Annotated in this window: 19 protein-coding genes; 14 read left to right on the top strand and 5 right to left on the bottom strand. The window is 38.1% G+C overall.

The window, feature by feature from the left end:
* Window positions 1–4: 4 nt before the first annotated feature.
* A complete protein-coding gene (locus CDZ92_RS13950; RefSeq protein ID WP_096155804.1) occupies window positions 5–307 on the top strand; it encodes a YerC/YecD family TrpR-related protein in 303 nt (100 codons plus the stop codon).
* 63 nt (window positions 308–370) lie between these two features.
* Here CDZ92_RS13950 and CDZ92_RS20090 read toward each other — a convergent pair whose 3' ends face one another.
* The gene (locus CDZ92_RS20090; protein ID WP_157842798.1) at window positions 371–535 is read right to left on the bottom strand and encodes a hypothetical protein; all 165 of its coding nucleotides are present in this window, start codon (window positions 533–535) and stop codon (window positions 371–373) included.
* A 413-nt stretch (window positions 536–948) separates the two neighbouring features.
* Between CDZ92_RS20090 and CDZ92_RS13945 the strand changes: the two genes are divergently transcribed.
* The 6 genes from CDZ92_RS13945 (at window position 949) to CDZ92_RS20085 (ending at window position 9,294) form a co-directional block, all read left to right on the top strand.
* Window positions 949–1,644 carry a heptaprenylglyceryl phosphate synthase gene (locus CDZ92_RS13945; RefSeq protein WP_096155803.1) on the top strand — a complete coding sequence of 232 codons (696 nt, stop codon included), beginning with the start codon at window positions 949–951 and terminating at the stop codon, window positions 1,642–1,644.
* A 42-nt stretch (window positions 1,645–1,686) separates the two neighbouring features.
* On the top strand, window positions 1,687–3,948 hold the full coding sequence (gene pcrA, locus CDZ92_RS13940) for a DNA helicase PcrA (protein ID WP_096155802.1): 2,262 nt from the start codon (window positions 1,687–1,689) through the stop codon (window positions 3,946–3,948).
* A 73-nt stretch (window positions 3,949–4,021) separates the two neighbouring features.
* Window positions 4,022–6,025 (top strand): NAD-dependent DNA ligase LigA, encoded by a 2,004-nt coding sequence (ligA, locus tag CDZ92_RS13935; protein ID WP_096155801.1) that lies wholly within the window; start codon window positions 4,022–4,024, stop codon window positions 6,023–6,025.
* A 12-nt stretch (window positions 6,026–6,037) separates the two neighbouring features.
* Window positions 6,038–7,180 carry a CamS family sex pheromone protein gene (locus CDZ92_RS13930; protein WP_096155800.1) on the top strand — a complete coding sequence of 381 codons (1,143 nt, stop codon included), beginning with the start codon at window positions 6,038–6,040 and terminating at the stop codon, window positions 7,178–7,180.
* A gap of 415 nt (window positions 7,181–7,595) precedes the next feature.
* The gene (gene pruA / locus CDZ92_RS13925; RefSeq protein ID WP_096155799.1) at window positions 7,596–9,143 is read left to right on the top strand and encodes an L-glutamate gamma-semialdehyde dehydrogenase; all 1,548 of its coding nucleotides are present in this window, start codon (window positions 7,596–7,598) and stop codon (window positions 9,141–9,143) included.
* 4 nt (window positions 9,144–9,147) lie between these two features.
* Window positions 9,148–9,294 carry a hypothetical protein gene (locus CDZ92_RS20085; protein ID WP_157842797.1) on the top strand — a complete coding sequence of 49 codons (147 nt, stop codon included), beginning with the start codon at window positions 9,148–9,150 and terminating at the stop codon, window positions 9,292–9,294.
* A gap of 135 nt (window positions 9,295–9,429) precedes the next feature.
* Here CDZ92_RS20085 and putP read toward each other — a convergent pair whose 3' ends face one another.
* Window positions 9,430–10,935, bottom strand: coding sequence for a sodium/proline symporter PutP (gene putP, locus CDZ92_RS13920; protein ID WP_096155798.1), 1,506 nt, complete (start codon window positions 10,933–10,935; stop codon window positions 9,430–9,432).
* A 362-nt stretch (window positions 10,936–11,297) separates the two neighbouring features.
* Here putP and gatC point away from each other — a divergent pair, with 362 nt between their 5' ends.
* From gatC to gatB, 3 genes are read left to right on the top strand one after another with little or no spacing between them, the layout of a single operon-like run.
* A complete protein-coding gene (gene gatC, locus CDZ92_RS13915; protein ID WP_096155797.1) occupies window positions 11,298–11,591 on the top strand; it encodes an Asp-tRNA(Asn)/Glu-tRNA(Gln) amidotransferase subunit GatC in 294 nt (97 codons plus the stop codon).
* A gap of 12 nt (window positions 11,592–11,603) precedes the next feature.
* Window positions 11,604–13,061, top strand: a complete 1,458-nt coding sequence (gene gatA / locus CDZ92_RS13910) for an Asp-tRNA(Asn)/Glu-tRNA(Gln) amidotransferase subunit GatA (RefSeq protein WP_096155796.1) — start codon at window positions 11,604–11,606, stop codon at window positions 13,059–13,061.
* Window positions 13,062–13,073: 12 nt separating this feature from the next.
* Window positions 13,074–14,504, top strand: a complete 1,431-nt coding sequence (gatB, locus tag CDZ92_RS13905; RefSeq protein WP_096155795.1) for an Asp-tRNA(Asn)/Glu-tRNA(Gln) amidotransferase subunit GatB — start codon at window positions 13,074–13,076, stop codon at window positions 14,502–14,504.
* Window positions 14,505–14,746: 242 nt separating this feature from the next.
* On the opposite strand, the gene CDZ92_RS13900 is transcribed toward gatB, so the two are convergent.
* Window positions 14,747–15,658 carry a M15 family metallopeptidase gene (locus CDZ92_RS13900; protein WP_227521556.1) on the bottom strand — a complete coding sequence of 304 codons (912 nt, stop codon included), beginning with the start codon at window positions 15,656–15,658 and terminating at the stop codon, window positions 14,747–14,749.
* Window positions 15,659–15,985: 327 nt separating this feature from the next.
* Here CDZ92_RS13900 and CDZ92_RS13895 point away from each other — a divergent pair, with 327 nt between their 5' ends.
* From CDZ92_RS13895 to CDZ92_RS13885, 3 genes are all read left to right on the top strand, one after another.
* Window positions 15,986–16,531 carry an NfeD family protein gene (locus CDZ92_RS13895; RefSeq protein ID WP_096155794.1) on the top strand — a complete coding sequence of 182 codons (546 nt, stop codon included), beginning with the start codon at window positions 15,986–15,988 and terminating at the stop codon, window positions 16,529–16,531.
* 12 nt (window positions 16,532–16,543) lie between these two features.
* Window positions 16,544–18,106, top strand: a complete 1,563-nt coding sequence (locus CDZ92_RS13890; protein WP_227521555.1) for a flotillin family protein — start codon at window positions 16,544–16,546, stop codon at window positions 18,104–18,106.
* Between the two features lie 244 nt (window positions 18,107–18,350).
* Entirely contained in the window at window positions 18,351–19,265 is a 915-nt protein-coding gene (locus CDZ92_RS13885) for a diacylglycerol kinase (RefSeq protein WP_096155793.1), read from the top strand.
* Between the two features lie 71 nt (window positions 19,266–19,336).
* On the opposite strand, the gene CDZ92_RS13880 is transcribed toward CDZ92_RS13885, so the two are convergent.
* Together CDZ92_RS13880 and CDZ92_RS13875 are read right to left on the bottom strand one after the other, a co-directional pair.
* A complete protein-coding gene (locus CDZ92_RS13880; protein WP_227521554.1) occupies window positions 19,337–19,756 on the bottom strand; it encodes an RDD family protein in 420 nt (139 codons plus the stop codon).
* A gap of 164 nt (window positions 19,757–19,920) precedes the next feature.
* Window positions 19,921–20,520, bottom strand: coding sequence for an FMN-binding negative transcriptional regulator (locus CDZ92_RS13875; RefSeq protein ID WP_096155791.1), 600 nt, complete (start codon window positions 20,518–20,520; stop codon window positions 19,921–19,923).
* Window positions 20,521–20,744: 224 nt separating this feature from the next.
* Between CDZ92_RS13875 and CDZ92_RS13870 the strand changes: the two genes are divergently transcribed.
* On the top strand, window positions 20,745–20,936 hold the full coding sequence (locus tag CDZ92_RS13870) for a hypothetical protein (RefSeq protein ID WP_096155790.1): 192 nt from the start codon (window positions 20,745–20,747) through the stop codon (window positions 20,934–20,936).
* Window positions 20,937–20,947: the final 11 nt, after the last annotated feature.

Here is a 20,947-nt window from a genome sequence, read left to right as displayed (position 1 = left end):
AGTAATGCAAATTAATAAGCTGCGTGGAAGAGAACTCGATCAATTATTTGAGGCAGTTCTTTCATTAAAAGATGTAGAAGAATGTTATCGTTTTTTTGATGACCTTTGCACAATGAATGAAATTCAATCTTTAGCACAACGTCTGGAAGTAGCAAGAATGCTTCGCGATGGATTTACCTATCATAAAATAGAAACAGAAACGGGAGCAAGTACAGCAACAATTTCTCGTGTGAAAAGATGCTTAAATTACGGCAATGACGCATATGAAATGGCCCTAGAAAGAATTACGGATACAGAAGAAAAATAAAAAATGGATGTTCACTAGATTATCAGGTGAACATCCATTTTTTAGTTCTTATATCTACATCATTTAAAGGTATGGATTGGAATGTTGTTTTGTTTTTACATCATCTACGTCATATGCATCGGTTGTGTCTGTTAAACCTTTTCTTTTTTGCTTGTTTACATAGTCAACGATTGCTCCAAATACGAGTAAGGCTAAAAAGCCAATGACGAACCAAGCCCAAATAGGCATTTTCAACACCTCCTGATATAACAGTATGGTTGTATGTTTTTATGTATACCCGAATACAGAAAGATGAAACTTTTGGTAGGGGGTTAAGGAAATATTATACAAATATTTAGCGACAGGGTAAAGGTGTTAAGGTGTAGCGTAAAGTTGAGGGAGTGTAGTAAAAAAAGAAACGAGGTGTAGCATAAATTACTCAAAGTGTAACAAAAAATCTATTAATACGAACCCCAAATACTAAAAACATTAACAAACCAATTAAAACTACTCACCCAAAGCCACCCGGGTAGTAATCCGGCACCAAAACAGTAACAACCATTAAAAAACTCATCATATTTCCTCAACCATTCCCTTTTTCGCCTTCCCTTAATTTTGATATAATGAAAAAATGGAATAAGAATTGGAGGAAGACTTTCTTTATGTATAATGTACGGGAATGGAGACACATTTTTAAATTAGATCCAAACAAACCAATGGACGACAAAACATTAGAACAAATATGTGAATCAGGTACAGATGCTATCATAGTTGGCGGAACTGACGGAGTTACGATTGATAATGTTCTCCATTTAATGAGCAGCATTCGCAGATATACGGTGCCATGTGTTCTAGAAGTATCAAACATAGAATCCGTTACACCGGGATTTGACTTTTATTTTATCCCTACCGTCCTCAATAGCCCTAATCCTGAATGGATTGTAGGACTACATCAACAAGCACTAAAGGAATACGGTGATGTGATGGATTGGGACGAAGTGATGACGGAAGGTTACTGCATTTTAAACCCCGACTGCAAAGCAGCAAAATTAACCAATGCACAAACAGACCTTTCCGAAGAGGACGTAATAGCGTATGCTAGACTTTCTGAAAAGGTGTTCAAGCTCCCGATTTTCTATCTAGAATATAGTGGAACATATGGGGACGTACAGCTTGTAAAAAAAATTAGCGCCACACTAGATGAAGCACAGCTTTTTTACGGTGGAGGCATTACAGATTCTGAAAAAGCAAAAGAAATGGCCGAGCACGCAGACACAATAGTCGTCGGTAACCTTATTTACGATAATTTAGAAGAAGCATTAAAAACTGTACAAGTAGCAAAAGAGCAGGTTTTATAATATAATAAGAACAAATGTTTGTATAAGGCGGTGGGAGTAAACATGCAATATATTAGTCAACGTTTATTAGATGGATTAAACCCGATGCAACAAGAGGCTGTAAGAACAACTGATGGACCTCTTTTAATTATGGCCGGTGCAGGTAGTGGAAAAACACGCGTATTAACACATAGAATCGCCTACTTAATGGCAGAAAAAGAAGTGCCACCTTGGAATATTTTAGCGATTACTTTCACGAACAAAGCAGCAAGAGAAATGAAGGAACGTATTAAAACGATAGTGGGCGGATCCGTAGCAGAAGAAATATGGATCTCTACCTTCCATTCCATGTGTGTAAGAATTTTACGTCGAGACATAGATCGAATTGGAATGAATCGTAACTTTACTATTTTAGATACAACTGACCAATTGTCTGTTATTAAAAATATCTTAAAAGATCGCAACTTAGACCCGAAAAAACACGAACCTCGCTCTATTTTAGGTTCCATCAGCTCAGCGAAAAACGAACTGATAACTCCGGAGCAATTTGCTAAACAAGCACTCGATTTTTATACGGAAACGGTTAGCAACGTTTATACAGAATACCAAAAGCGCTTAAAGAAAAACCAAGCGTTAGACTTTGATGACCTTATTATGACAACGATTCATTTATTCGAGCGAGTTCCAGAAGTACTAGAGTATTACCAACGTAAATTCCAATACATCCATGTAGATGAGTATCAAGATACGAACCATGCTCAATATAAACTGGTTAAATTACTAGGCGATCGCTTGAAAAATGTATGTGTAGTAGGAGACTCGGATCAGTCTATTTATAGATGGCGTGGAGCAGATATTGCAAATATCCTTTCTTTTGAAAAAGATTATCCAAACGCCCAAACAGTTTTACTAGAACAAAACTACCGTTCAACGAAACGCATTCTCGAAGCTGCAAACAAAGTAATTGAAAACAACATGAACCGTAAAGCGAAAAAACTATGGACAGATAACGCAGAAGGAAACAAAATTGTTTACTATCACGCGGACTCAGAAAATGCAGAGTCACAATTCGTTGTAGGGAAAATTAAAGAATATTTACAAAAAGATCCAACCAAAAAACTAACTGACTTTGCGATTTTATACAGAACAAACGCCCAATCACGTGTAATGGAGGAAACATTAGTTAAATCTAACATTAACTACACGATTGTCGGCGGAACAAAGTTCTACGATCGTAAAGAAATTAAAGACATTCTAGCTTATTTACGATTAATTGCGAATCCTGACGATGACATTAGTTTAATGCGTGTTGTTAACGTTCCTAAAAGAGGAATTGGAACGACATCTGTTGATAAAGTAGCTAACTATGCACAAAACCATGATATCTCAATGTTTCAGGCATTGGCGGAAGTAGATCTAATCGGTGTAAGTGGTAAGGCAACCTCATCATTAAAAGAGTTTTACTCGCTCATTAACAATTACACACAAATGCAAGAATACTTATCTGTAACAGAGCTAGTGGATGAAGTGTTGGATAAAGCTGGTTACCGCGAAATGTTAATTCAAGAAAAAACGATAGAAGCACAAAGCAGGCTAGAAAATATTGAAGAGTTTTTATCTGTTACGAAAAACTTTGAAGAAAAAAATGATGACAAAACTTTAGTAGGATTTTTAACAGATTTAGCTCTAATAGCAGATATTGACCAATTAGGGGAAGATAAAACAGAAGAGAAAGAGTTTATTACATTAATGACTCTTCATGCAGCGAAAGGGCTAGAGTTCCCAATTGTATTTTTAATCGGCTTAGAAGAAGGGGTATTCCCACATAGTCGCTCGCTATTTGAAGAAGCAGAGATGGAAGAAGAACGCCGCTTAGCATACGTAGGAATAACAAGAGCGGAAGAACAACTATTCATTTCCAATGCACAAATGCGTACGCTGTTCGGTCGTACAAGCATGAATCCTCCTTCTCGTTTTATAAAAGAAATACCACAAGAATTGTTAGAAGATGTGTTGGCATTAGAAAAGGAAAAGATAAGTAAACCATCACCCTTTGGATCAATGGCACGCTCACCGTTTGGACAGTCTCCGGCAAGAACTACAAGTCCTATAGCAGCAAGAAAGCCAACGCCGTCTCCCAAAACGACAGGTGGAGATACACTTGATTGGAACGTAGGCGACAAAGCATCCCATGGGAAGTGGGGCACTGGCACAGTTGTTAGTGTAAAAGGAGAAGGAGAAAGCAAAGAATTAGACATTGCCTTCCCAAGTCCAATTGGTATCAAACGACTATTAGCCAAGTTTGCACCAATTACGAAAGAATAAGCTAATATAGGTTGTCCTCTTTTCTTTTTCCAAGGAGGACAACCATACTCCTTATGACGAAAGGAATGGCAAGATGGATAACAAAACAGAAAGTCGCATGAGAGAACTCCATGATAGACTTAATCAGTACAATTACGAATACCATGTGATAGACAAACCATCTGTCTCAGATGCGGAATATGATTCATTACTAAATGAACTAATCCAATTAGAACAACAGTATCCAGAATTAAAACTACCAGACTCACCAACTCAACGTGTTGGTGGAAACGTGTTAGGTATGTTCGAGAAAGTGCAACACCGCACACCGATGTTAAGTCTAGGAAATGCATTTAATGAAGATGACTTACGAGACTTCGATAGAAAAGTAAAACAAGCTGTTGGTGAGGATGTTTCTTATGTATGCGAGCTTAAGATTGATGGGCTAGCTGTATCATTGCGATATGAAGATGGTCTTTTTGTGTTAGGGGCTACAAGAGGCGACGGCACCACAGGGGAAGATATCACGATGAACTTAAAGACGATACGCTCGATTCCTTTAAGGCTAAAGGAAACTGTATCTTTAGAAGTCCGTGGGGAAGCGTTCATGCCAAAAAACTCATTCATAGCGCTTAATGAAGCAAAAATGCAAAGAGAAGAAGAGCCATTCGCTAACCCTCGCAATGCTGCGGCAGGTTCTTTAAGGCAACTAGATCCAAAGATTGCTTCTAAGAGAAACTTAGATGTATTTATTTATAGTATGGCAAATGCGGAAGACCTCGATATGAATTCCCATAGCCAAGCTTTAGATTACATTGAAATATTAGGATTCAAAACGAATAAAGAGCTCGTTACTTGTTCAAGTATTGAGGAAGTTATTGAATATGTAACGGGTTGGCATGAGAAGCGTCCAGATTTACCATACGATATAGATGGTATCGTAATCAAAGTGGACTCGATAGAGCAGCAAGAACAATTAGGTTTCACAGCTAAAAGTCCGAGATGGGCGGTTGCTTATAAATTCCCTGCAGAAGAAGTGTCGACAAGACTTTTAGATATAGAGTTAAACATTGGAAGAACAGGTGTTGTTACGCCAACAGCTATATTAGAACCAGTTCGAGTAGCTGGAACGACTGTACAGCGTGCTTCTTTACATAACGAAGATCTTATTCGAGAAAAAGATATTAAAATAGGGGATTACGTTGTTGTAAAAAAAGCTGGTGATATTATTCCTGAAGTGGTAAATGTATTAGTAGAAAAAAGAACAGGTGAAGAGAAAGACTTCGCGATGCCAACACATTGCCCAGAATGTGAAAGTGACTTAGTTCGTATTGAAGGAGAAGTAGCACTTCGCTGTATTAATCCTAAATGTCCAGCTCAAATTCGTGAAGGGCTCATCCATTTTGTTTCTAGAAATGCCATGAATATTGACGGTCTTGGAGAAAGAGTAATTGCGCAACTCTTCCAAGAGAAATTAATTGAAGATGTAGCAGACCTTTATCGATTAACGAAAGAACAATTAGTTGCATTAGAAAGAATGGGAGAAAAATCAGCAGATAACTTACTCTCGGCTATAGAGAAAACGAAGAATAACTCGTTAGAGAGACTGCTTTTTGGATTAGGGATAAGATTAGTTGGGGCAAAGGCAGCCAAAACATTAGCGCAACACTTCGGCAATATGGATGGCTTAATGCAAGCTTCGAAGGAAGAGCTAGTGGCGATTCACGAGATTGGTGACAAAATGGCAGATTCAGTGGTGACATTTTTTGAACAACCAGAAGTAGAACAATTAATAGCAGAATTAAAAGAATTAGGCTTAAATACGGAATACAAAGGACCTAAGCCTGTTAGTGCAGAAGATGTGGATTCAGTTTTTGCTGGCAAAACAGTCGTATTAACTGGTAAGCTAATAGAGATGAAACGTAATGACGCGAAAGAAGCTATTGAACGCTTAGGTGGAAAAGTGACGGGTAGTGTTAGTAAAAGTACAGACCTAGTCATCGCAGGGGAAGATGCAGGTTCAAAACTTTCCAAAGCTACCGAGCTAGGAATTGAAGTTTGGGATGAAGCAAGAATGTTACAAGAAATAAAATCATAAGAGGTGTTGAAGGTGAATAGGTATATAACCGTTCTCCTTGGTGCTTCTCTTTTGTTAACTGGATGTATACCTGGTTTTGAAAAACAAGAAGAGGTTATACAAGATCCATTACAGGAAGAGGCAGAAAGAGCAATTGTTCCGCGGTATAAAATATCAGATGAATATTACCAAACAATCTTACCGTTTAAACCAGGACAAACACGTGGTCAAGTAGTGCCAAGGCTAGGTAGTAGATATGATGTAGATGAGTTTGAAACAGGTTTAATGAGACATTCATTGACGCAATTTCCGTCATCTACTTATCTTTATCAAGATGGTCAAACAATAAGTAGAAATGCTGTCAGTGCTTGGTTAAGTCGCAATGAAGGTGAAGAAAGTTTAGGTTTAAATCCTCCTCTTAAAATAGGGGGAAATGACCAAGAAACAAATGAAAGTAGTCCAATTATCTTAGCTCATATATTAGAACAAAATTATTTAGTAAGAAAAAATGACGGGGCAGTAGAATTAGGTGGCGTTACCATTGGTTTAGCGCTTAACACCGTTCATAGTTATGAAATGGTGTTAGAAAGTGGAGTGCCAGTTGCAAGAGATTATGATATACCAGATAACCGTATAGAGTCAGAAGGCAGAAGGATGGCTGAGGAAATCGTTGCACGTGTAAGAAATGAAGTTGGTAGTGGCATCCCAATAATGGTGGCACTGTATAAACAAAGTCCAAATACTTCAATTGTTCCCGGTACGTTTATAGCAAAAGCTACAGTTGGAGAAAATAGTGCAAGTGTCGGAAGATGGGAAACGATAAATGAAAGTTATCAATATTTTCCTTCATCCGCTGCAATGAGAGATTTTCGTGATGATGCAGTAAGGTTTCAGAACTTTAAGGCCGACATTGAAGATTATTTTCCAAATCATACCGGTGTAGTTGGTACTGGACACTTTATTGAAGAGGATTTACAAAGTTTAACAATTAGAATAAATATGGATTACCACGGTAAAGCCGAGTTAATTGGTTTTACTCAATACGTAACAAGTCTAGTATTAGAACATTTCCCAGCTCACATCAATCTACAACTGTCTATCATGTCCATCAAAGGACCTGAAGCCTTAATCGTAAGAGATGCTGGAGCAGAAAAACCATTTGTGCATATTTATTAATCATTGAATTAAAATTGAATTAAAAGAGGGACTTTTGAAATATGAAAGTCTCTCTCATTTTTATAGAGAATAAAGTAGATGTTCGTGGCAGGCATGAAACTCCTGCGGGAAAAGCGTGACAAGGGAGACCCCACAGGCGCTTGCGCCGAGGAGGCTCCCGCGTCCGCCCGCGGAAAGCGAATGCCTGCCACGAACATCTACGATTAGCAGCGGAAAATTAGTCGAACGTTATTTAATAATATACTGAACATTCGTTTTTCACTAAACGAACAGTAATTATAAAATTGATTCATTTACATAAACAAGCTAAAATCTATCGAAATATCCTTAAAAACAATATTTGAAAGGTTAGGATTTATAAGGTAGAATGAGAATTGTGTGCAAGCGCTTTATAATGTATAAGGAGGCGAATGTAATGGTATTACCTTACAAACATGAACCATTTACTGATTTCACTAATGAGGAAAACAAGAAAGCTTATTTAGAAGGCTTAAAACTTGTAGAATCTTATTTAGGACAAGATTATCCTTTAGTAATTGGAGGCGAGCGTGTTACGACTGATGAAAAAATCGTATCCGTGAACCCAGCGAATAAAGAAGAGGTTATTGGTCGTGTATCAAAAGCGAACCAAGAGCTAGCTGAAAAAGCAATGCAAATTGCGGATGAAACATTTAACACTTGGCGTAAAACAAAGCCGGAAATGAGAGCTGATATCTTATTCCGCGCAGCAGCGATCATTCGTCGTCGTAAGGATGAATTCTCTGCTCTTTTAACAAAAGAAGCAGGTAAACCTTGGAATGAAGCAGATGCAGATACTGCAGAAGCTATCGATTTCTTAGAGTTTTATGCTCGTCAAATGTTAAAAATTAAAGATGGTGTTCCAGTAGAAAGCCGTCCTGGTGAATACAACCGTTACGGATATGTTCCACTAGGTGTTGGCGTAATCATTTCTCCTTGGAACTTCCCATTCGCGATCATGGCTGGTACAGCAGTAGCAGCAATCGTAACAGGTAACACTGTATTATTAAAACCAGCTTCTACAACTCCAATTGTAGCAGCTAAATTCGTAGAAGTGATGGAAGAAGCAGGATTACCTGCAGGTGTACTAAACTTCATCCCAGGTAGTGGAGCAGAAGTTGGGGACTACTTAGTAGACCACCCACGTACTCGTTTTATCTCTTTCACAGGATCTCGTGATGTTGGATTACGTATTTATGAGCGTGCTTCTAAAGTAAACCCTGGCCAAATTTGGTTAAAGCGTGTAATCGCTGAAATGGGCGGAAAAGACACTATCGTAGTAGATAAAGAGGGCGATTTAGAATTAGCTGCTCAATCTATCGTAAAATCTGCGTTCGGTTTCTCTGGACAAAAATGTTCTGCATGTTCTCGTGCGGTAATCGTAGAAGATGTATATGATCAAGTATTAGCTCGTGCTGTTGAGTTAACAAAAGAATTAGTAGTTGGCGATCCAACAGACCCTACGAACTACATGGGCCCTGTAATTGACCAAGCTGCATTCGATAAAATTATGAGCTATGTAGAAATCGGAAAAGAAGAAGGCCGCTTAATGGCTGGTGGAGAAGGAGATAGCTCTAAAGGCTTCTTCGTTCAACCAACTATCATTGCGGATGTAGAGCCGAAAGCTCGCTTAATGCAAGAAGAAATCTTCGGACCTGTTGTAGCATTCTCTAAAGCAAAAGACTTTGATCATGCTTTAGAAATCGCAAACAACACTGAGTATGGATTAACTGGTGCTGTTATCACGAACAACCGTGACCATATTGAACAAGCTCGCGAAGACTTCCACGTAGGTAACCTTTACTTCAACCGTGGTTGTACAGGTGCAATCGTTGGATACCAACCATTTGGTGGATTCAACATGTCTGGTACTGACTCTAAAGCTGGTGGCCCGGACTACCTATTATTACACATGCAAGCTAAAACAACTTCAGAGACGTTATAATATAATGAAGCCCATTACCTTATTTGGAGGTAGTGGGCTTTTATTATGGTCGGAGAGTGAAATTGAAACACAAGTCAGCAGGATTGAAACACAACCAGTAGAAATTGAAACAGAAAGTGATCAAATTGAAACACAAACAAGTGTCAGATGAAGGATTGAAACAAAAGGAGCAAAGATTGAAACACAACCACTTAAAATTGAAACACAAAGCCAGTGGATTGAAACATAAAGTCCAAAATAACAAAAAAGGTTATGCCAAGGCACTGCTCAGCATAACCTTTTTTACTTATTTTGTTTCCTCTTCTAACGTATCTTCCATCTCTTTAAAGCCTTCACGTACTTTTTTACGTGGGAAGTTTGTTAAATAAGACACAACAATTACTGCAATGGTTGCAAGGACAAAACCGGGAACCATTTCGTACATCCAACCACTTAATGATTGTCCATCTATTTCAATTGGAGCGTAAATCCAGAATAGTACCGTTAACGCACCTGTTAACATACCAGCTAAAGCACCCCAGCGATTCATTCGCTTCCAGTACAAGCTTAAAATGATAACTGGTCCAAATGCAGCACCAAATCCAGCCCACGCATTACCAACAAGGTTTAAGATAGTGTCGTTTGGTGTATAAGATAACATAATCGCAACTAAAGCGACGATCAATACCGAAATACGACCTGCTAAAACTAACTCTTTATCCGTTGCTTCTTTTCTTAAAAATGTTTTATAAAAATCTTCTGTAAGGGCACTTGATGTAACTAGTAATTGAGAAGAAATTGTACTCATGATTGCTGCTAAAATGGCTGCAAGTAAAAACCCTCCAATTATGGGATCAAACAAGATTTGCGATAACACAATAAAGATTGTTTCCGCATCATCATTGGAAAAGCTTACCCCAGTTTGGGATACATAAGCAATACCGACAAGACCAGTAGCCATCGCACCAATGATAGAAACCGTCATCCAGCTAATACCGATACGTCGTGCAGCTTTTAAGTCTTTCACATTTTTTATTGCCATAAATCGAACAATAATATGTGGCTGACCGAAGTAACCTAAGCCCCATGCTAATAAAGAAATAATTCCTAAAACAGTCATTCCCGAAAATAAATTCAGGTACGAAGGATCAATTGCACGGATTTCATCAAATGTTTGTGCAGGACCACCAAGGTGTGTAAAAGCTACGATTGGGACTAGTACGAGTGCTAAGAACATAATACACCCTTGAACAAAGTCTGTTAAACTAACAGCTAAAAATCCACCAAATAAAGTATAGGCAACAACTACACCTGCAGTTACAAATAAGCCTACTTTATAGTCCATATTAAATGCACTATTAAACAATGTCCCGCCTGCTACTAAACCCGAAGATGTGTATAAAGTAAAGAAAATAATAATAACGACCGCAGATACGAAACGTAGTAATCGAGTACCGTCAAAGAAACGGTTTTCAAAGAAATCTGGGATTGTAATGGAATCGTTCGCTACTTCTGTGTAAGTACGAAGACGTGGGGCAACGATAATATAGTTCAAATACGCACCGATTGTTAAACCGATTGCAATCCAAATGCTTGATATACCAGAAACATACATCGCACCTGGAAGACCCATTAACATCCAACCACTCATGTCAGATGCTCCAGCCGATAATGCTGTAACCCCTGGACCAAGACGGCGTCCACCAAGCATATAACCGGACAGGTCACTTGTAGATTTTTTATACGCGTATAATCCAATCCCTAACATGGCAATGAAGTATAACGCTAATGAAATAAAGGTACCAGTATCCATAAAACCAACTCCCTATTATCTATCTATTTTGCGACATTTCCTTGCGTTCGAAATATCGCTAACTGGCTACGGTTATATAACCTAACAAAGTTTTCCCTTTTATTCAAGTGATTAAACCGTTTCCTTCGTTCAAGATTTCCCAGTTCATCCGTTGCTACTATAGGCATAAAGCACTCTTGAAAAATAATAAAAGTAAAACTATTCTGAATATTATAACGAACTTTTTCGTTCAAATATTCTACTATTTATATAGAAGAAATACGAATCTTTTTTGAGTGGAATTCCGTCTGCGTTGCTAGTTGCATGAAAAGTTTAGTATTATTAGTATATTATTCATATCTGAACATACCGAGGTGAAAAGGATGTCCCGTATTTCTAAAGATCAAGTAAATCATGTTGCTAATTTAGCGCGACTTGCCATCTCAGAAGAAGAGGCAGAAATGTTTACAAAGCAATTAGATGCCATCATTACTTTCGCTGAAAAGTTGAATGAATTAGATACAGAAGATGTACAACCAACATCACACGTATTACATATGAAAAATGTAATGAGAGAAGATGTTGTAAGTAGCGGCTTACAAATTAAAGAAGTGTTAAAAAATGCCCCTGACCATAAAGATGGGCAAATTCGCGTTCCAACAATCATTGAGCAGTAAGGAGGGGTAGTAGTGTCATTATTTGATAAAAAAATATCTGAACTACATAGTTTAATTCATAAAAAAGAAATCTCTATTACAGACTTAGTAGACGAGTCTTATAAAAGAATTCAGGAAGTCGATGGTAAAGTACAAGCATTCCTATCATTAGATGAAGAGAATGCTAGAAGTTATGCGAAAGCTTTAGATGAAACGATTGGTCTAGATAAAGAACATGGCTTACTGTTCGGACTACCAATCGGTATTAAGGACAATATTGTTACAAAAGGAATTCGTACTACTTGTGCGAGTAAAATATTAGCAGACTTCGATCCAGTCTACGATGCGACAGTTGTAGAGAAATTAAAAGCAGCCCAAACCATTACAATCGGGAAAATCAATATGGATGAATTTGGTATGGGGTCTTCGAATGAAAATTCTGCATTTGCTACAACGCGCAACCCATGGGATTTAGACAGAGTTCCAGGGGGATCTAGTGGTGGTTCTGCTGCCGCAGTTGCAGCTGGGGAAGTGTTTTTCTCACTTGGAACTGATACGGGTGGCTCTATCCGTCAGCCAGCGGCATTTTGTGGGGTGGTTGGTTTAAAACCTACTTATGGACGTGTATCTCGCTATGGCTTAGTAGCTTTTGCGTCAAGTTTAGACCAAATTGGCCCAATAACAAGAACTGTGGAAGATAATGCATACTTGCTTCAAGCGATATCTGGAATAGACCCGATGGATTCGACGTCTGCTAATGCAGATGTGCCGGATTTTCTATCAGGCTTAACTGGTGATGTGAGTGGGTTGAAAATCGCCGTTCCGAAAGAGTATTTAGGAGAAGGTGTAACAGAAGAGGTTCGTCAGTCTGTATTAGATGCGTTAAAAGTGTTAGAAGGTCTTGGAGCAACGTGGGAAGAGGTTTCGTTGCCACATTCCAAATATGCTTTAGCGACGTATTATTTATTGTCATCTTCGGAGGCTTCTGCGAACTTAGCTCGCTTTGACGGTGTTCGATACGGATACCGAACCGACAATGCGAAAAACTTACTAGAAATGTATAAGAACACTCGTAGCGAAGGCTTTGGACCGGAAGTAAAGCGTCGTATTATGTTAGGTACATACGCTTTAAGTGCTGGGCACTATGATGCTTACTATATAAAAGCGCAAAAAGTGCGTACGTTAATAAAGCAAGACTTTGAAGAAGTTTTTGAGAAATACGATGTGATTGTTGGACCTACTACGCCTACACCTGCTTTTAAGGTTGGAGAGAAGATGGACGATCCAATGACAATGTATGCAAACGATATTTTAACCATTCCAGTGAACTTAGCAGGAGTGCCAGGAATTTCAGTACCGGCTGGATTCGTGGATGGGATGCCTGTTGGTCTACAAATTATCGGAAAGCATTTTGATGAGGCAATCATTTATCAGGTAGCACATGCTTTTGAGCAAGCAACAGATTATCATAAACAAAAGCCAAACTTGTAAGGGGTGAGAAATGTGGGTTTTGAAACAATTATTGGATTGGAAGTTCATGTAGAGCTTAAAACACGTTCGAAAATATTTTCAGCAAGTCCAAATGAATTCGGGGCTGAGCCAAACACGAATACAAGTGTTGTAGAATTAGGATATCCAGGTGTTTTACCTGTTTTAAATAAGCAAGCGGTGGAATTTGCGATGAAAGCCGCAATGGCACTAAACTGTGAAGTTGCAACAGATACGAAGTTTGACCGTAAAAATTACTTTTATCCAGATAACCCGAAAGCATACCAAATATCTCAGTTTGATAAGCCAATCGGAGAAAATGGCTGGATTGATATTGAAGTAAATGGAGAGAAAAAACGAATTGGCATTACTCGTCTTCATTTAGAAGAAGATGCAGGAAAATTAACACATACAAATGAAGGATATTCATTAGTCGATTTTAACCGTCAAGGTACGCCGTTAGTGGAAATTGTATCAGAGCCGGATATTCGTACACCTGAAGAAGCATATGCTTATTTAGAAAAATTAAAGTCCATTATCCAATATACAGGTGTATCAGATTGTAAGATGGAAGAAGGATCATTACGCTGTGATGCGAACATCTCACTACGTCCTGTTGGGCAAAAAGAGTTTGGGACGAAAACGGAATTGAAGAATTTAAACAGCTTTGCATTCGTTCAAAAAGGATTAGAGTTCGAAGAAAAGCGTCAAGCAGAAGTATTGAATGCAGGTCGAGAAATTCGCCAAGAAACTCGCCGTTATGACGAGGCAACGAAAACGACTATTTTAATGCGTGTAAAAGAAGGTTCGGACGACTATCGTTATTTCCCAGAACCGGATTTATTAGCGTTACATATTGATGATGAGTGGAAAGAAAGAGTGCGAAAGTCGATTCCCGTATTACCTGATGCTCGTAAAAAGAGATATATCGACGAGCTCGGCTTGCCAGCTTATGATGCCCAAGTATTAACGGTAACGAAAGAAATGGCAGATTTCTTTGAGGAAACGGTTGACAGTGGGGCAGATCCAAAACTTTCATCTAACTGGTTAATGGGAGAGGTTTCTGCGTATTTGAACTCCGAGGGCAAAGATCTTGAAGATACTTCGCTAACTCCTAGTGGATTAGCTGGTATGATTAAGCTGCTAGAAAAAGGTACTATTTCGTCTAAAATAGCGAAAAAGGTATTTAAAGAGTTAATTGAAAATGGTGGAGAGGCTGAAGAGATTGTAAAAGCAAAAGGCTTAGTCCAGATCTCGGATGAAGGTGCACTTCGTCAAATGGTTACGGACGCCCTTGATGCGAATCCGCAATCTGTGGAAGATTTTAAGGCGGGTAAAGAGAGAGCAATCGGCTTTTTAGTTGGTCAAATTATGAAAGCTTCAAAAGGTCAAGCGAACCCGCAGATGGTAAATGGGATTTTGTTAGAGGAAATGAAGAAGAGGTAAAAATATATACTAAGTTAGTTCGGTGTCCCTGCTCTCGATTGGAGCGGGGATTTTTAGTTTTAAGGAAATTATAGAATTTTTTCGGACGAGAAAAAAAGAGGAAGATGACCTTCATAAGTCGTATGAAGTTCACTTTGGCCAAGAAAACAATAGAAAATAAACTTGATAAGGCTGATGAAGTTCACTTTGGCAAATACCTGACCACTTTTAGCCAAGCATCTAACAACCCCTAATCCCTAAAACTAAATCTCCCCAATCCCATTCATATACTCTTCCAAAGTAAGTCCACTATTAAACACTTCTGTTGCTAATTCCACACCAATATATCGAAAATGCCATGGTTCAAAAGCGTAGCCTGTTATATCGGTTTTTCCTTTAGGATAACGTAAAATAAAACCATATTCGTGTGCATGGCTAGCCAACCATTTACCTTCCTCAGTCTTCTCAAATTTTTCGGTTAACTGCAAGTTAACACTCTTAGCTGTTATATCCATTGCTAGTCCAGTCTGATGTTCGCTTGTACCAGGCCTAGCGACATATAACACCGCTTTTTCATAACCATAATTCTTAATTTCTTGATCAAATAACCATGATTGTGTTTCGTAAGATCTATAACCTGACCTAGCATAAAAAATAATATTCTCTGCTTCAGCACTATGGAACATTTTTTCTAATGCCTTAGATGCTTCTTTACGAAGTAGTGCATTTTCTACTTTTTTATCGCCGAAAGAAAACCGCACATTCGGACGTACAAGGTCATTAGGACGGTGATTTTTAGGTAATGCTCGTTGTTTATTTACGACAACTGCTACTGCAGTAGGATTAGATACTACAGGGATCGCTTCTTCCTTTGGTACGTCTTTCTTTTTAGGTTTTTCCTCTTGCTTCGGTTTCTCTTCTTCCTTAGGCTTATCTGCTGGAGTTGGCTTTACTTCGACAACTGGAGGAGATTCTACTATTTCACTCTCTAATTCCTCTTCCACTTTTACAACGAGAAATCCGTTCAGGTCATATCTTTTTGCATTTAACTCAATCGTTTTTTGTACGTGTTTCTCTACTAATAATTGCTCCTTTATTTCTACAGAATATAAATTTGAACATCCAGTTACAATTAGACATATTACAATAGATAAACCGAAATGATGAATTTTCAAAATGGCTCTCCTTTAAACTTATTCTTCCTTGTAATTTCATTATAAAATAATTTCCTAAATTTGAAACTTTTAAATTAATATTTCGTAATAAAGTAGAAAGGTTTTTACAATACTTTGTATAATTAGTAAAGGTAGGGAAATTTTTTTGAGTTTCGTTTAGTGAAAAACGAAATTATTACTTTCCAATTAAGTAGCATGTTTGTAATTTTGTTACTTACTGATTGATAAAAATTAGTTTCAACTCGTTTTTCGTAAAGTAATAGTACATTATGAAACTCTCTCAGGTAGGGAAAAATGCAATGAAAACATAAGTAGGAGAAGATGCGTATGACGTTGTTTGGCATGGACATGGTGAGCATTTATTTATGGTCATTAGTTATATTTGGGTGTTTTACATTGCTTTACATTTTACTAGGAGATATTCTTGATGGAATTTTTGGTGCAGTGGAGGCTGGTCCTTTTAATCCATCCGTTATTTTATCATTTTTTACGATCTTTTCTGCATCAGGATACATTTTAGAAAAGTTTATAGGAGTAAGTAGTGGTGTCACACTAATCATTTCTTCTATCATTTCACTATTTCTAGTAACGTTACTCTATCTTTTTGTTTTCATCCCACTTAAGTCAGCAGAAACGTCACTTGGATATTCAGATGAAGATTTAAAAGGGAAAGTAGGAAAAGTAATCATATCTATACCGGAAGATGGTTTTGGGGAAGTAGTTATGTCCATTGGTGGTAGTACGGTGAATCGATCGGCGCAAAGTTTTAACAATGTAGCGATTCCTTACGATACAGAAGTATTAATCATCGATGTTCAAAAAGGGGTAATTTTCGTTACTCCATATAATGAGTTTTTAGAGACAAATCAATAGGAGGGAAACACAATGGAAGCAGAAATTTTAATCATTATTGGTATTGTAGTCTTTTTACTTCTTGCACTAATTGGTGTATTTGTAGCAAGGTATAAGACAGTTGGTCCAGACGAAGCGTTAATCATAACAGGTAGCTACTTAGGTGGGAAAAATGTTCATGTAGACGAATCGGGAAATAAAATTAAAATCGTCCGAGGTGGCGGTGCATTTATCGTTCCAGTATTCCAACAAGCAGAACCACTAAGCTTACTATCTATTAAATTAGACGTAAGAACACCAGAGGTATATACAGAACAAGGTGTTCCAGTAATGGCAGACGGTACAGCGATTATTAAAATCGGTAACTCCATCGGTGACATTGCTACAGCTGCGGAGCAATTTTTAGGAAAAAGAAAAGAAGATTTAGAGAATGAAGCACGTGAAGTATTAGAAGGTCACTTACGTTCTATTCTTGGATCGATGACAGTAGAAGAAATCTACAAAAATCGTGAAAAATTCTCTCAAGAAGTTCAACGTGTTGCTTCACAAGACTTAGCAAAAATGGGTCTAATTATTGTATCTTTTACCATCCGTGATATTCGCGATAACAATGGATACTTAGAATCTCTTGGACGTCCACGTATTGCCCAAGTAAAACGTGACGCAGATATTGCAACAGCTGAAGCGGATAAAGAAACACGTATTAAACGTGCGGAAGCATCAAAGGATGCGCAACGTGCTGAGTTAGAACGTGCAACTGAAATTGCAGAAGCAGAGAAAATTAATCAGCTAAAAGTAGCAGAATATAGAAGAGAGCAAGACAGTGCCAAAGCACGTGCTGACCAAGCGTACCATTTAGAAGAAGCGCGTTCGAAGCAAGAAGTTACAGAGCAACAAATGCAAGTTCAAATTATTGAGCGACAAAAACAAATTGAACTAGAAGAAAAAGAGATTCTTCGCCGTGAGCGTCAATATGATTCTGAAGTAAAGAAGAAAGCAGATGCGGATCGTTACGCTGTAGAGCAAGCAGCTGCGGCAGATAAAGCTCGTCAAATGGCAGAAGCCGATGCTCAAAAATACCGTATTGAAGCAATGGCAAAAGCAGAAGCAGAAAAAGTACGTATCGACGGTATCGCAAAAGCAGATGCAGAACGTGCGCAAGGGGAAACGCAAGCGGAGATTATCCGACTAAAAGGTTTAGCAGAAGCAGAAGCGAAAGAAAAGATTGCAGAAGCATTCGAGCAGTTCGGTCAAGCCGCAATTCTAGATATGATTTTAAAAATGCTTCCTGAATATGCAAAACAAGTTGCAAGCCCACTTAGCAACATCGACAAAATTACAGTTGTCGATACTGGTGGAAACGGTGAGAACAGCGGTGCTAACAAAATTACTGGTTACGCAACAAACTTAATGTCCACACTACAAGAATCATTAAAAGCTTCTTCTGGCATTGATGTAAAAGAGTTAATCGAAAACTTCTCTGGAAAAGCAAACGTGCGTGGCAGCATCGACTCGTTAACAAACGAAATCGCAGCCAAAAATGCAGTAAAACAAAACAGCACAGAGCCAACTGGCCAAGATAAGCAACAAGACTAATCAAATGCATAAGGCCACCAACGAACATCTTCTCGCTGGTGGCTTTAATTTTTAAATGGGAGATTTTCCCCCGACGAATTTCATCACTTTGCTACGAATACTATACTGTTTTCAGACATAATAATTGCTTTATACAGGCTATTTGAGCTAATATGTAATCTAGCGGATATTTATTCCCTTTATTTGGTATGAGGATGAGAAGACTGTATGATAAGCCGAAATTAAAAAATAGGATGATGAATACATGAAACGAGCACGAATTATATATAATCCTACATCTGGAAGAGAATTGTTTAAGAAGCATTTACCTGAAGTGTTGGCGATAATGGAACAAGCAGGCTACGAGACTTCTTGTCATGCGACAACGTGCTCAGGTGATGCGATTAGTGCAGCGAGAGTAGCAGTCGAGCGTAAGTATGACTTAGTAATCGCTGCAGGTGGAGACGGTACGATTAATGAAGTAATAAACGGTCTTGCAGAACAAGAATATCGACCAAAGATCGGAGTAATCCCTGTTGGTACGACTAACGACTTTGGACGTGCTCTTGGCTTGCCTCGTGAAGATATTTTAGAAGCTGCTAGATTGATTGCAAACGGGGTACCAATGCCCGTTGATATTGGAAAAGTGGTACAAGGTGATAGTCAGCAGTATTTTATTAACATTGCAGGTGGCGGAAAATTGACGGAACTAACATACGATGTACCAAGTAAGCTAAAAACAGCCATTGGTCAATTAGCATACTACTTAAAAGGTATCGAGATGTTACCTTCTATTAGGCCGTCAGATGTTTATATTGAATACGATGGAAAAGTGTACGAAGGGGAAATTATGTTATTTCTTGTATCACTAACCAATTCAGTAGGCGGTTTTGAAAAACTAGCACCAGATTCTTGTTTGAACGATGGAATGTTTGACCTTATTATCTTAAAAAAGGCGAACATCGCCGACTTTATTAAAGTAGCAACATTAGCTCTTCGTGGAGAGCATATTAAAGATTCACATATCATCTACACAAAAGCAAACCGTATCAAAATACAAACAAAAGAAAAAATGCAACTTAACTTAGATGGCGAATTCGGTGGCTTATTGCCAGGAGAATTCGAAAACCTATACAGACATGTAGAATTTATCGTATCGAAAGAAAGAGCAGAAAAATAAGAAATTGGGGACGGGGTTAGATTTCACATTCCAATGTGAAATCTAACCCCGTCCCCAATTTTCATCTTAGATTAGTCCTCACTCACATACGTTCCTCCAATAAAATCATGAATTGCTCTTTTATCATCGCGGAATATAACCATGAAGATACTAATGATAATACTTATGCCGAATGTAAGAAAAGTAAGGAGAAATCGGCCGACAAATTCACGTAAAATCATATTTGGAAATGTAACAAATTCATTGTCCTTATATCTACGTATTCTAATTTTGCAAATCCTTTTACCAATATCATAACCATGCCATAAAGAGGGCACAAGCGTTGAGTATGCGGTGTAAAGTAGTTGTACCATTAACCCTCTTAATAAATCACTTAACTGGTCGCTTGCCACAAAAGTAATAAATGTCAAAACAACACCAGTAACAATAAGTGAATCAAGCAAACTTGCTAAAAACCTAGCAGAAAAACGAGCGGGTCTTCTAATCTCCAAAAAGCTCACCTCCATGATAATCCGGTACGGGGTTTATTTCTCATTTATAAAGGAATGTGAAATCAAACCCCGTCCCCAGTTTACATCTACACACATCATGATAACATAAAAAAAGAGACGGAATTGATTTCACATAGACGAAACCGACCGTCATAACATATCTCTCAACCCTTCATCCATTTCGCAACGTCTTTTGCTTGATCAGTACCGACCTTTTGCAACTCATTCACTACTCGACCTTGCCTTTCAACGGAATGATTTTGACTTAACTTTGCAGTGGCTTCCACTCTGCTAATAGGAAGTTTAAAACAAACCAGTCCGTTATATAAGCCATCTAAGTAACTCGCAGATACATTTTCGAGCTTATAAGAGCTGTCCACTCCTTCATACTTATCAACCATTTTAGAAAGCAGTGCTTTAACCTCTTCAGCATCTTCTACTATCTCTACTTTTCCATAAACATGAACAGCTACGTAATTCCAAGTAGGTACCGCATCGGTTGTTTCATACCAAGATGGAGAAATATAACTATGTGGTCCATGAAAAATAGCTAACACTTCTTGTCCATCCAATTCTCTCCACTGTTTATTAGCACGTGCAAAATGACCAGATAAATAATTCTCTTCCCTATGTACCAGCAATGGTATGTGAGTTGCGGTTGGCACGCCATCTTTATAAGAAACTACAGTAGCAAACGAATTTTCCTCTATAACTTGAAACACGTTATCCTCATTTTCCAACCTATAATACTTCGGTGTATACATAATAATCATCCGCCAATCTTTAAAGTGTGAAATGGGGACGGGGTTTATTTCACATTATCGAATAACCTTCGTTAACTAATGTGTTTAGTTAAATGTGAAACGAACCCCGTCCCCATTTCACACCGAATTTTATTTTTAATATAATACGAAATTTAGAAACTTTTACATTATTATAACGTAAATATGACATAAGGTATCTTACAAAATAAAAGGAAGTGGCCGCGATGGATATTGCGTTATTGGCACTTGTTTTTCCGATTGTTTGGCTGTTATGTTTAATCGCCTTTTTATGGGTGTTTTTTGATGCACAAAAGAAACAAGGTACCAATATTGGTTGTATATGGGCATTAGTTGTACTAATTTTAGGACCGATTGGGCTTTTAGCATATTTGATTGTTAGAAACTTAGATATATAGGGGGATTTCAA

The sequence above is a fragment of the Bacillus sp. FJAT-45066 genome, from assembly GCF_002335755.1.
GTDB classification, from domain to species: Bacteria; Bacillota; Bacilli; order Bacillales; family Bacillaceae_I; genus Bacillus_CD; species Bacillus_CD alkalisoli.
This window is presented reverse-complemented; position numbering and strand designations above follow the sequence as displayed.

Excerpts from the sequence above, each read along its gene's own strand:
- CDZ92_RS13950 (WP_096155804.1), top strand. The coding sequence starts at position 5 with ATGCAAATTAATAAGCTGCGTGGAAGAGAACTCGATCAATTATTTGAG.
- CDZ92_RS13870 (WP_096155790.1), top strand. The coding sequence starts at position 20,745 with ATGGATATTGCGTTATTGGCACTTGTTTTTCCGATTGTTTGGCTGTTA.
- CDZ92_RS20085 (WP_157842797.1), top strand. The coding sequence starts at position 9,148 with ATGAAGCCCATTACCTTATTTGGAGGTAGTGGGCTTTTATTATGGTCG.
- ligA (WP_096155801.1), top strand. The coding sequence starts at position 4,022 with ATGGATAACAAAACAGAAAGTCGCATGAGAGAACTCCATGATAGACTT.
- pcrA (WP_096155802.1), top strand. The coding sequence starts at position 1,687 with ATGCAATATATTAGTCAACGTTTATTAGATGGATTAAACCCGATGCAA.
- CDZ92_RS13875 (WP_096155791.1), bottom strand. The coding sequence starts at position 20,520 with ATGTATACACCGAAGTATTATAGGTTGGAAAATGAGGATAACGTGTTT.
- CDZ92_RS13890 (WP_227521555.1), top strand. The coding sequence starts at position 16,544 with ATGGAAGCAGAAATTTTAATCATTATTGGTATTGTAGTCTTTTTACTT.
- CDZ92_RS20090 (WP_157842798.1), bottom strand. The coding sequence starts at position 535 with ATGCCTATTTGGGCTTGGTTCGTCATTGGCTTTTTAGCCTTACTCGTA.
- putP (WP_096155798.1), bottom strand. The coding sequence starts at position 10,935 with ATGGATACTGGTACCTTTATTTCATTAGCGTTATACTTCATTGCCATG.
- gatC (WP_096155797.1), top strand. The coding sequence starts at position 11,298 with ATGTCCCGTATTTCTAAAGATCAAGTAAATCATGTTGCTAATTTAGCG.
- CDZ92_RS13895 (WP_096155794.1), top strand. The coding sequence starts at position 15,986 with ATGACGTTGTTTGGCATGGACATGGTGAGCATTTATTTATGGTCATTA.
- CDZ92_RS13945 (WP_096155803.1), top strand. The coding sequence starts at position 949 with ATGTATAATGTACGGGAATGGAGACACATTTTTAAATTAGATCCAAAC.
- pruA (WP_096155799.1), top strand. The coding sequence starts at position 7,596 with ATGGTATTACCTTACAAACATGAACCATTTACTGATTTCACTAATGAG.
- CDZ92_RS13885 (WP_096155793.1), top strand. The coding sequence starts at position 18,351 with ATGAAACGAGCACGAATTATATATAATCCTACATCTGGAAGAGAATTG.